Raw genomic sequence first — 12,032 nt, forward strand, 5'->3', positions numbered from 1 at the left:
CTGTAGGCCGATGAAGCCATACCTGCGAGGGGTGGTGGAGGTATCAGAAGTGCGAATGCTGACATGAGTAACGTAAGGGGAGTGAGAGACTCCCCCGCCGAAAGTCCAAGGGTTCCTGCTTAAAGCTAATCTGAGCAGGGTTAGCCGGCCCCTAAGTCGAGGCAGAAATGCGTAGACGATGGGAACCACGTTAATATTCGTGGGCTTGGAGGTAGTGACGGATCACGTGTGTTGTCAGGTCTTATTGGATTGATCTGGCAGCGAAGTGGTTCCAGGAAATAGCTCCTCCTTATAAACCGTACCCGAAACCGACACTGGTGGACTGGTAGAGTATACCAAGGCGCTTGAGAGAACTATGCTGAAGGAACTCGGCAAATTGCACGCGTAACTTCGGAAGAAGCGTGACCCTTTTGCGGGCAACCGCAGGAGGGTGGCACAGACCAGGGGGTAGCGACTGTTTATCAAAAACACAGGGCTCTGCGAAGTCGCAAGACGACGTATAGGGTCTGACGCCTGCCCGGTGCTGGAAGGTTAAGAGGAGGGGTGCAAGCTCTGAATCGAAGCCCCAGTAAACGGCGGCCGTAACTATAACGGTCCTAAGGTAGCGAAATTCCTTGTCGGGTAAGTTCCGACCTGCACGAATGGCGTAACGACTTCCCCGCTGTCTCCAGCATAGACTCAGTGAAATTGAATTCCCCGTGAAGATGCGGGGTTCCTGCGGTTAGACGGAAAGACCCCGTGCACCTTTACTATAGCTTTACATTGGCATTCGTAGTGGCATGTGTAGGATAGGTGGTAGGCTTTGAAGCCCGGGCGCCAGCTCGGGTGGAGCCATCCTTGAAATACCACCCTTATCACTATGGATGTCTAACCGCGGCCCGTTATCCGGGTCCGGGACAATGTATGGTGGGTAGTTTGACTGGGGCGGTCGCCTCCTAAAGAGTAACGGAGGCGCGCGATGGTGGGCTCAGAACGGTCGGAAATCGTTCGCTGAGTGCAATGGCATAAGCCTGCCTGACTGCGAGACTGACAAGTCGAGCAGAGACGAAAGTCGGTCATAGTGATCCGGTGGTCCCGCGTGGAAGGGCCATCGCTCAACGAATAAAAGGTACGCCGGGGATAACAGGCTGATGACCCCCAAGAGTCCATATCGACGGGGTTGTTTGGCACCTCGATGTCGACTCATCGCATCCTGGGGCTGGAGCAGGTCCCAAGGGTATGGCTGTTCGCCATTTAAAGCGGTACGTGAGTTGGGTTCAGAACGTCGTGAGACAGTTCGGTCCCTATCTGCCGTGGGTGTAGGAATATTGAAAGGATCTGTCCCTAGTACGAGAGGACCGGGATGGACGGATCTCTGGTGGACCTGTTGTGGCGCCAGCCGCATAGCAGGGTAGCTATATCCGGACGGGATAACCGCTGAAGGCATCTAAGCGGGAAACCCACCTTAAAACGAGTATTCCCTGAGAGCCGTGGAAGACGACCACGTTGATAGGCCGGGTATGGAAGTGCGGCAACGCATGAAGTTTACCGGTACTAATAGCTCGATTGGCTTGATCGTTCTCATTTCGAATGCCTATCGCGAATGCGATGGATGGCACAAAAACAGCTTCTCGAAACAACATGCTCTTTGCCGACCTGGTGGTTATGGCGGAGCGGCTGCACCCGATCCCATTCCGAACTCGGCCGTGAAACGTTCCAGCGCTGATGGTACTTCGTCTCAAGACGCGGGAGAGTAAGTCGCTGCCAGGTCTGCCAAGCGCATGTTGTAAATCTTCTCTTGTCGATGCGGCCCGCCAAAACGGGATTTCGGGCCGCTCAATGCGGCCCCTTTGTTTTGGCCGGTTTCAATTTGCGGCTCAGCCCGCAAAAAACGGTGGCGCGGGGTGGAGCAGCCCGGTAGCTCGTCAGGCTCATAACCTGAAGGTCACAGGTTCAAATCCTGTCCCCGCAACCAAATACGAAAACGGCCCGCTTTGTGCGGGCCGTTTTCGTATTCGCTTGTGGTGGCCGGCTGATTTTAACCTCGTCAGGGGCCCGTAAGGAGGCGCAGCCGACGCAGCGGGGCAGAAACCGTCAAATCCTGTCCCCGCAACCAACAATTTACTTGCGATGCAAGTCCTGAACCCCGGTGTCTCTCAAGGCGTCGGGGTTTTTTTGTTTGCAGCCGGCCGCAACTGGCTGACATTGCTGGTGCCTGTTTGGTCGAGTTTACCGAGTTTAGCCCACGCTTTGACCGCTTCCCTTGCGCCTCGACAATGAAAGGCCGAGTCGCCTGAGGGTGGGTTCACAGTGCCAAAGCGCCTACTGTTCGTCGTCGGCCGCCCTTTGACCGCCTTCTACGGCGTCTCGCCTGAAGAATTCGATCACCTCATCGATTTCGGACTCTGCTTGTCCGAGAGAGCGAAGCACTGCTCCGCCAAGCAGGAGGCTTGATTCAATGGTCTCCGGCATCACGCTGGTGGCTCCGCCGCGCATCAGCTCCCCCATATTCGACGCATCGCGAGCGCGGACGATCACCGGTATGTCAGGCAGCTTCTTCTTTATGTTCCGAAGGGCGGAAGCAGCTGCGGCCGGATTGTCCAGGGTGATGACTGCGGCGCGGGCGCGGTCAAGTCCGGCGGCCGCGGTAATCGCATCTTGAGCCGCGTCCCCGAAAAACACCTGGAGTCCTCTCGACCGTGCTTGAGCAATGTTTTTCGCATCGAGATCGATAGCGATCCATTGCACGTCGCGAGCATCCAGCATCTGTGCAACGGTTCGCCCGACACGCCCGAACCCGGCGATTACGACATGGTCGGAGTATCCTTCGGTCTCGGTCATCAACGCCTCCAGGCCGCCGGCTGCCCGTTGCTCCAGCCGCGCTTGCACCTTGCGCCCGGCGAGTGCCAGGAGTGGCGTCAGCGTCATGCTTATCGCCACGACGGCAAGAAGAAACTGGCCCATTTCCATTGGGAGCACCGCCGCTCCCATCGCGAGCGAGAAGAGGACGAAGGCGAACTCGCCCCCCTGTGCAAGATGCAGCCCGGCATTTACCGCGACTGGCAGTGGCAGGCGGAAGCACCATCCCAAGGCGGCGGCAATCAACGCCTTGGACGAAATGAGCAACGCAACGGCCGCTATTATCGCCGGCAGTTGGGGAATGATAGTCGCCAGATCCAGAAGCATCCCGATCGACATGAAGAACAGCCCGAGCAGGAGGCCTCGCGCCGGACGGATGTCGGCTTCGATCTGGTGTCGGTACTCGGTTCCCGCCAGCATCAACCCGGCCAGGAAGGCACCGAGGGCCATGGAAAGCCCAGCCGCTGCCGTTCCCCATGCGGTGGCCAATACAACGAGCAGCGTCGCGGCTGCGAACAGTTCGGGACTGCGGGTTTCTGCTATCATCCGATAGAGCGGCCGCAGCACCAGTCTGCCTACCGCCAGGAGAAGACCCAGGGCGGCGATCGCTTTCAAGCCGGCGACAATCAGGGCCCATGCGAGCGCTTCGGGTTCGCTGCCCAACGCAGTTACGACCGCCAGGCCAGGCACGACCGCGAGGTCCTGGAGCAGCAACACGGAAAGGACTACCCGGCCGAAATGGCTGGACAGTTCGCCTCTTTCGGACAGGAGTTGAAGGACAAACGCTGTCGAGGACAGAGCCAGCGCGCCGCCGATCACAGCGGCTTGTCCCCAACCGGCGCCGAAGATGAGCGCTCCGCTCGCAAGCACGGCGCCGGTCACCACGACCTGCGCAAGGCCCAGTCCAAACACATACCGGGCCATGGTTTTCAGCCGCTCGAACGACAATTCGAGACCGATCGTGAAGAGCATGAAGACGATGCCGAATTCCGCAAGCCGATGTGTGCCCTCGACATCGCGAATGAGCGCGAGGCCATGAGGGCCGATCACGATCCCCGCCACGATGTATCCGACGATCGAATTGACCCGGAAATGACGGAATAGCGGAACTACGACAATGGCGGCGAGTAGAAAGACCACCGCGTCACGCAGCATCGAATAGTCGTTGGAAGCGGCGTCAGGCATCTCTTGATCTCAAAACACAGGGCCGCAGAGAGCCGGCGATCGCATCCGAACTACTCTCTTTTTGCGGCAAATCGGACAAGAAAGCTGTCTTCATACCGCCACCCTCTATCCCTCCCTCAAGGGGGAGGGGGTCGTCAGCGCGCCGCACCTCATCCATATGCAATAGCCCTCCTATAATGACCGGAGGAGGGGCAGACGGGAAGCTACCGTGCTTATCTTCCAAACAACATCCTGATGTCCCAAAGTGGTCATAGCCGCCGGCGTGCTCTGCGAATTGCTGGAGGACGGGCTCGTTCGGGAAGGTCCAGGAGGAAGTTGGCATAACGCCGACAGCCTTCATTCCAATCAGGGAGGGGTTCGCGATTTGAAGGTCCTTGGAATCGACTTCACGTCCAGCCCGCGCCGGCGGAAGCCGCTGACCTGCCTTCATTGCACGCTTGATGACGGAGTGCTGACGGCCGGCGAACTCGAGGAATGGGCGAGTTTCGACCTTCTTGAGCACGCGCTTCGAAAGCCGGGGCCGTGGATCGCCGGCATCGACTTCCCGTTCGGACAGTCCCGAAGGTTCATCGAGAATATCGGCTGGCCGGGAAACTGGATCGACTATGCAACCCTGGCAGGGTCGCTCGGCCGTGCCGAATTTCGCGCGACGTTGAAGAGCTACAGCGCGGCGCGGCCCTTCGGCGACAAGGAGCATCGCCGCAAGACCGACGTCGCGGCGTCGTCGATCAGCCCGCAGAAGCTCCATGGAGTTCCGGTGGGATTGATGTTCTTCGAGGGTGCGCGGCGGCTGGTGGAGGCGGGCGTCACGATCCCCGGCCTCCAGCAGGGTGACCCGGAGCGGATCGTCGTTGAGGCTTATCCCGGCGCTTTGGCCAGGCAACTGATTTCCCGAACCAGCTACAAGAACGACAGCCGCAGGAAGCAGACGCAATCGCAGTTCGAAACGCGCCATCGGCTGCTGGCATTGATTTTAGACGGGGACTTGGAGCGCAGCCATTCGATACGGGTCAAGGCTCCGCGCGATCTGGCCGACGACCCGACCGGCGACCAGTTGGATGCGCTTCTCTGTGCGATCCAGGCGGCTTGGGCTTGGACGATGCGGAGCGAGCGATATGGCGCGCCGGAACATATCGATCCGCTTGAGGGATGGATCGCCGATCCATCCCTCCGCGAAGCCCGGGACCCCGCCTATTCGGCGGGCCCCTCCGGGGCCAGCGCGGCTTCAGCCGGGCCGGGTTCAGGCCGCCTGCGCTGGAATGTCCTGCGCAGCGCGACGTAGAAGACGGGCGTCAGGAACAGGCCGAACAGCGTCACGCCCAGCATGCCGGAGAAGACGGCCGTACCCAGCGACTGGCGCATTTCCGCGCCGGGCCCGCTGGCGATCACCAGCGGCACAACGCCCAGGATGAAGGCGAATGCCGTCATCAGGATCGGCCGCAGCCGCAGCCGACAGGCCTCGACGGCCGCTTCGACAGCGTCAAGGCCGCGTTCCTCGCCCTGGCGCGCGAACTCGACGATCAGGATCGCGTTCTTCGCCGCCAGGCCGATGAGCACGATCAGCCCGATCTGCACGAGGATGTTGTTGTCGAGCCCGCGGAAGGCGACACCCAGGAGGGCTCCCAGCACGCTGAGCGGCACGATGAGCACGATGGCGAAGGGCGTGATCCAGCTTTCGTAGAGCGCCGCGAGAGCCAGGAAGACGAACAGGACCGACAGTCCGAAGATGAAGACCGCCGTGTTGCCGGTCTGCCGCTCCTGGAAGGCGAGTTCAGTCCATTCGAAGGAAGTGCCCTGCGGCAGCGTTTCGGCTGCGATTCCCTCCATCAGGTCGAGCGCCGTGCCCGTGGCGACGCCCGGCGCGGCATTGCCCTGCAGTGGCACGGAGACATACATGTTGTAGCGCTGCACGAGCGAGGGACCGGTGACGTCGCGGATCTCGACCAGGGTGCCGAGCGGCACAAGGTCGCCGGCCGCCGATCGCACTTTCAGCTTCAATATGTCGTCGCGATCGATGCGGAAGGCCTGGTCGGCCTGCGCCCGCACCTGGTAGACGCGGCCGAAGGCGTTGAAGTCGTTGACATAGGCGGTGCCGAGATTGATCGACAGCGTCTCGAAGATGTTGGGGATCGGCACGTTCAGCATGCGCGCCTTGTCGCGGTCGATCGCCAGGAAGAATTGCGGGCTGGACGCCGAGAAGGTGGTGAACACGCCCATCAGGCCGGGCGTCTGGTTCGCCTTGCCGGCGATGTCCTGGGCCAGCGCGAGGATCGGCCGCATGTCGGCGCTGTTGCGCTCCTGGAGCATCATCTTGAAGCCGCCGGAATTGCCGATGCCCGGGACGGGCGGCGGCGGCAGCGCGATGATGAAGGCCTCCTGTATGCTTTGCAGGCTGCCGAACAGCGTGCCGATGATCTTGTCGGACGTCTCGCCGCTCTCGAGCCGCTCCTCGAAGCTCGTGAACGGCGCGAAGATCACGCCGGCATTGCTGGCGTTGGTGAAGGTCGCGCCGTTGAATCCGGCGAAGGCGACGGCGTTGGCGACGCCCGGCGTCTCGCGGATGATGTCCGACGCCTTCTGGATGACTGCGTCCGTCCGCGCGAGCGAAGAGCCTTCCGGCAGTTGCACGACGACGATCGCATAGCCCTGGTCCATGGTCGGGATGAAGCCGCGCGGCACCGTCTGCAGCATGTGATAGGTCGCGTAGAGCAGGCCGGCGAAGACGAGCAGCATGGCGCCAAGCGCCAGCGTCGTGCCGACAAGCCTGTGGATCAGCCACGCATAGCCGTCCGCCAGCCTGTCGAACCCGTTGTTGAAGCCGTTCGCCAGGGCGCGGCCGAAGCGTGCCAGGAAGAAGTTCGAATGTTCCTCGCTGTGCGGCTTGAACAGCACGCCGGCGAGAGCCGGCGACAGCGTCAGCGAGTTGAACGCGGAGATCGCGGTGGAGACCGCGATGGTGATGGCGAACTGCAGGTAGAACTGGCCGGAAATGCCGGGAATGAAAGCCGCGGGAACGAAGACTGAGATCAGGACCAGCGAGATTGCGAGGACGGCGGTCCCCACCTCGTCCATGGTCTTGTGCGCGGCGGCGCGCGGAGCGAGCCCCAGCCTGATGTTGCGCTCGATATTCTCCACCACCACGATGGCGTCGTCGACGACGATGCCGACCGCCAGCACCAGCCCGAACAGAGTGAGCATGTTGAGCGAGAAGCCGAAGGCGAGCAGCACGGCCAGCGTGCCGATCAGCGAGACCGGTATCGCCACGATCGGCACGATCGCCATGCGCCACGACTGCAGGAACACGATGATGACGATCACCACCAGCAGGATCGCCTCGGCGATGGTGACATAGACCTCGTTGATCGATTCGGCGATGAACTCGGTCGGATTGTAGATGATCTCGTAGGCCAGCCCCTTCGGGAAATCCTTCGAAAGCTCCGCTATCGTCTTCTGGATTTCTTCCGCCGAGGCCAAGGCGTTTGTGCCCGGCCGCTGGAAGATGCCGAGCGCCACCGCAGCCTTGTTGTTGAGATAGGAATTGGTGACGTAGTCCTTGGCGCCGAGTTCTATGCGCGCCACGTCCTGCAGGGAGATCAGGCGGCCGTCCTCGGTCGACTTGACGATGACGTAGCGGAAGTCGCGCGCGTCGTCGAAGCGCCCTTGGGTGGTGACCGTGTACTGGAAGGCCGAGCCGTTGCCTATCGGCGGCGCGCCGATCGAGCCGCCCGACACCTGCACGTTCTGGTCGCGCAGCGCCTGGACAACGTCGCCCGCGGTCATGCCGTAGGCGGACAGCTTTTCCGGATCGAGCCAGATGCGCAGCGAATACTCGCGTTCGCCGAAGATCTGCACGTCGCCGACGCCGTCGAGCCTCAGCAGGACGTCGCGCACCCGCGAGCGGGCATAGTTCGAGACGTATAGCTGGTCGTATGTGTCGTCGGGCGACAGCATATGGATGACCATCATCAGGTCGGGCGAACTCTTGGCCGTGGTGATGCCGAGCCGGCGCACCTCTTCCGGCAGGCGCGGTTCGGCGATCGAAACGCGGTTCTGGACCAGCACCTGCGCCTCGTCGAGATCGGTGCCCGGGCGGAAGGTGACGGTGAGAGACATCGAGCCTTCGCCGGAGGAATAGGACGACATGTAGAGCATGTGCTCGACGCCGTTGATTTCCTGTTCGATCGGCGTCGCCACGGTCGCGGCGACGGTCTCGGCGTCGGCGCCCGGATAGGAGGCGCGCACCACTATGGTCGGCGGCGCGATTTCAGGATATTGCGCGACCGGAAGCTGCGTGTAGGCGATGCCGCCGACGAGCACGAGCACGATCGACAGCACCGCCGCGAAGATCGGGCGGTTGACGAAGAAATGAGCGAAATTCATTGCGTCTGCTCTTCGGTTTCCGCCTTGTCCGGCAAAGTGGTCATTTCGGGCTTGACGGTGACGCCCGGCCGCACTCGGACCAGCCCGTTGACCACCACCGTCTCCTCGCCGGTGAGGCCCTCGCGGATGACGCGGTAGCCGTCGATGCGCGGGCCGGTGCGCACCGGCTTGGCCGAGATCATGCCTGCCTCGTCGACAACGAAGACGATGCGGCGGTTCTGGTCGGCGCCGATCGCCTCGTCGGGCAGAAGCACGCCCGGATGCGGCAGCGAGCCCGGCACGTTGATGCGGCCGAACATGCCGGGCTGCAACACGCCGTCCTTGTTGTCGAAGCGCGCCCTGACCCGCATCGTGCCGGTCGCCTCGTCCAGGCGGTTCTCGGCGAAATCCAGCTTGCCCTTGAACGTCACTTCGCTGCGGTCGGCGACACGGACGACCACATCGATGCCGCCGGCGCCCTCCTGCATGACGCCGCCGCGCTGGCGGGCGTCGCGCGCATAAGCGAAGTAGGCCCGCTCGTCGATGTCGAAATAGAAGTCGATCGGGTCGATCGAGACGATGGTGGTCAGCACGGTCTGGTCGGCCTGCACCAGATTGCCCGGCGAGACGAGCCGGCGGTCGACCCGGCCGGCAAATGGCGCCTTGATCTCGGTGAATTCGAGATCGAGGCTGGCGTTTTCAAGTGCCGCCTCCGCCCCGTCCAGTTGCGCCTGGGCGGCAAGATATTCGCGGCGGCGGTCGTCCAGCGTCGAAACCGGTATGTTGCCGTCCCGCGACAGGGTTTCGGCGCGTTCGAACTGCATCTTGGCGAATTCGACAAGGGTTTTGGCCGAATCGACTTGCGCCTGCGCCTGGTTCAGCGCCGACTTGAACGGCCGCTGGTCGATGGTGAACAGCAGATCGCCCTGCTTGACCAGCGTGCCATCCTGGAAGTGGACCTGTTCGAGGTAGCCGCCGACGCGGGAGCGCAGCGAAACCTGGTCGACGGCCTCGAAGCGGCCGACGAATTCATCGTCCTCGACGATGTCTCGCACCACCGGCTTGGCGACGGTGACGACGGGAGCGGGAGGCGCTTCCTGCGCCTGTGCGGCCGGGGCCGCGAGCAAGCCGATCCCCGCGAACAACGCGGCGGCGAGCCATTTTGCAATGACGTTTCTGCTGGAGGGGGCGGCCAGAGAATCGTGGCGGAGACATGCAGTATGAACCATGGGTACCCCTCGTAATTGGTTCCTTCATGCGAAGCCCGTAACATCTAGGTAGCGGGTGTGCACCGCACAAATCAATCTTTTTGAAGTGACCACCAGAAGCTGCCACTCCTGCCATTTGCCTGGAGATGCCGGCTCTTGGCGCTATTTCTCCCTTTTCGCGGAATGTTTGATGCTGCCCCTTGACCTTCCAGTCACTGGAAGCCCTACCTTGCTGTCACTACATTCGAAAGGCGCAGGAAAAACCCATGGATCACGGCCACCAGCACCATCACCATTCTCATGAAGCAGCGGACGCGGTTACGCGCGATCCGGTCTGCGGAATGACCGTCGACCCTGCCGCCGGCAAGCCGTCCGCGCACTACGACGATCACGACTATCATTTCTGCAGCGCATCGTGCCGGGAAAAATTCGTCAAGTCGCCGGAAACCTACCTGGAGGCGACGGACCCGGTGTGCGGCATGAAGGTCGATCGTTCGACGGCCAGGCATTTCGCGCGCCATGAAGGCAAGGGCTATTATTTCTGCTCGGCCGGATGCCAGAAGAAATTCGAAGCCTCGCCGGAGACCTATCTGGGCGACCGGCCGGCGCCCGAGCCGATGCCGGCCGGAACCCAATATACCTGCCCGATGCATCCGGAGATCGTCCGCGACAAGCCAGGCTCCTGCCCGAAATGCGGCATGGCGTTGGAGCCGATGGGCGTGCCGACCGGCGAGGAAGGCCCCAATCCGGAGCTGGTCGATTTCACCAGGCGCTTCTGGGTCAGCGCGGTCTTGTCGATCCCGCTTCTCGTCCTCACCATGGGACCGATGCTCGGGCTTCCGGTCCGCGACCTGTTCGGCGAGCGGGCAGCGGTCTGGATCGAACTCGCGCTGGCGACGCCGGTGGTCCTGTGGGCGGCGCTGCCCTTCTTCCATCGCGGCTTCGAATCGATCGTCAACCGCAGCCCCAATATGTGGACGCTGATCTCGCTCGGCGTCGGCGCGGCCTATGGCTACAGCGTCGTCGCGACGCTGTTTCCGGACGCGTTTCCGCATTCCTTCCGCGGCCATGGCGGCACGGTGCCGGTCTATTTCGAGGCGGCGAGCGTCATCGTCGCGCTGGTCTTCCTCGGCCAGGTTCTTGAACTCAAGGCCCGCGAGCGCACCGGCTCGGCCATCCGCGCGCTGCTCGACCTTGCGCCGAAAACCGCCCGCCGCATCGGCAAGGACGGTTCGGAAACCGACGTACCGCTGGATGAAGTTCATACAGGCGATCTCCTGCGCATCCGCCCCGGCGACAGCGTGCCCGTCGACGGCACGGTCAGCGAAGGCCGCTCGTCGGTCGACGAATCCATGATCACCGGTGAAGCGGTGCCGGTCGAGAAGACTGCCGGCGACAAGCTGACCGGCGGCACGCTCAACAAGAACGGCACGCTGGTCATGCGCGCCGAGAAGGTCGGCGCGGACACCGTGCTGTCGCAGATCGTCGAACTCGTCGCCAAGGCGCAGCGCAGCCGCGCGCCGATCCAGGGCCTCGCCGACCGTGTCTCGTTCTATTTCGTGCCGGCCGTCGTCCTGGTCGCGATCGTTTCCTTCATAGTCTGGGCGATCTTCGGCCCCCAGCCGAGCATGGTGTTCGCGCTGGTCTCAGCCGTTTCCGTGCTGATCATCGCCTGTCCCTGCGCGCTCGGCCTGGCAACGCCGATGTCGATCATGACCGCGACCGGCAGGGGCGCGCAGGCCGGTGTGCTGATCAAGGACGCCGAAGCGCTCGAGCGCTTCGCCAAGGTCGACACGCTGATCGTCGACAAGACCGGCACGCTGACCGAAGGCCGGCCGGTGCTGACCGATGTCGTCGCCGCGGAAGGTTTTGACGAGAACGAAGTGCTGGCGCTCGCCGCCGGCCTGGAAAAGGCGTCGGAGCATCCGCTTGCCGAGGCCATCGTCGAGGGCGCGAAGTCGCGCGGCGTGAAGCTTCCCGAAGCGTCCGACTTCGACGCCGTCACCGGCAAGGGCGTCAAGGGCACAGTCTCCGGCAAGGCGGTGAGCCTCGGCAATGCGATGATGATGCAAGAGGTCGGCATAGACGACGCCGCGCTCTCCGGCCGCGCCGATGCGCTGCGCGCGGACGGCAAGACCGCGATGTTCGTCGCTGTCGGCGGGCGGCTTGCCGGCATCGTCGCGGTTGCCGACCCGGTCAAGGCGACCACGGCCGAGGCGATCGAAGCCCTGCATCGCAGCGGGCTGAAGATCATCATGGCGACCGGCGACAATGAGCGCACCGCGCGCGCGGTCGCGGAAAAGCTCGGCATCGACGACATCCGCGCTGATATACTGCCCGAGGGCAAGAAGACGCTGATCGACGAATTGCGCGCCGCCGGCGCCCGCATCGCCATGGCCGGCGACGGCGTCAACGATGCGCCGGCGCTGGCCGCCGCCCATG

The 12,032-nt window shown here is 62.7% G+C and carries 5 protein-coding genes, 1 tRNA gene and 2 rRNA genes (1 of these 8 cut by a window edge); 5 read left to right on the forward strand and 3 right to left on the reverse strand.

The window, feature by feature from the left end; all coding sequences use genetic code 11:
* The 3 genes from MAXJ12_RS07395 to MAXJ12_RS07405 form a co-directional block, all read left to right on the forward strand.
* Positions 1-1,558, forward strand: a 23S ribosomal RNA gene (locus tag MAXJ12_RS07395) (it extends 1,240 nt beyond the left edge of the window).
* 76 nt (positions 1,559-1,634) lie between these two features.
* Positions 1,635-1,749: ribosomal RNA gene (rrf, locus tag MAXJ12_RS07400) — 5S ribosomal RNA — on the forward strand.
* 128 nt (positions 1,750-1,877) lie between these two features.
* A tRNA-Met gene (locus MAXJ12_RS07405) sits at positions 1,878-1,954 on the forward strand.
* Between the two features lie 347 nt (positions 1,955-2,301).
* On the opposite strand, the gene MAXJ12_RS07410 is transcribed toward MAXJ12_RS07405, so the two are convergent.
* The gene (locus MAXJ12_RS07410; protein WP_008835176.1) at positions 2,302-4,023 is read right to left on the reverse strand and encodes a monovalent cation:proton antiporter-2 (CPA2) family protein; all 1,722 of its coding nucleotides are present in this window, start codon (positions 4,021-4,023) and stop codon (positions 2,302-2,304) included.
* 364 nt (positions 4,024-4,387) lie between these two features.
* Here MAXJ12_RS07410 and MAXJ12_RS07415 point away from each other — a divergent pair, with 364 nt between their 5' ends.
* Complete coding sequence (locus tag MAXJ12_RS07415; RefSeq protein ID WP_008835177.1) at positions 4,388-5,305, forward strand: DUF429 domain-containing protein; 918 nt, start codon at positions 4,388-4,390, stop codon at positions 5,303-5,305.
* Here MAXJ12_RS07415 and MAXJ12_RS07420 read toward each other — a convergent pair.
* Together MAXJ12_RS07420 and MAXJ12_RS07425 are read right to left on the reverse strand one after the other, a co-directional pair.
* Positions 5,215-8,403, reverse strand: coding sequence for an efflux RND transporter permease subunit (locus tag MAXJ12_RS07420; protein ID WP_008835178.1), 3,189 nt, complete (start codon positions 8,401-8,403; stop codon positions 5,215-5,217). The two genes, MAXJ12_RS07415 and MAXJ12_RS07420, sit on opposite strands and share 91 nt — an antisense overlap.
* Positions 8,400-9,611 carry an efflux RND transporter periplasmic adaptor subunit gene (locus MAXJ12_RS07425; RefSeq protein ID WP_085983890.1) on the reverse strand — a complete coding sequence of 404 codons (1,212 nt, stop codon included), beginning with the start codon at positions 9,609-9,611 and terminating at the stop codon, positions 8,400-8,402. Before MAXJ12_RS07425 ends, MAXJ12_RS07420 begins: the two co-directional genes overlap by 4 nt.
* Positions 9,612-9,856: 245 nt before the next feature.
* Here MAXJ12_RS07425 and MAXJ12_RS07430 point away from each other — a divergent pair.
* Positions 9,857-12,032, forward strand: a 2,176-nt coding sequence (locus MAXJ12_RS07430) for a heavy metal translocating P-type ATPase (RefSeq protein WP_008835180.1), incomplete at its 3' end; no start/stop codon positions are given.

The organism is Mesorhizobium alhagi CCNWXJ12-2, from assembly GCF_000236565.1.
Taxonomy (GTDB): domain Bacteria; phylum Pseudomonadota; class Alphaproteobacteria; order Rhizobiales; family Rhizobiaceae; genus Allomesorhizobium; species Allomesorhizobium alhagi.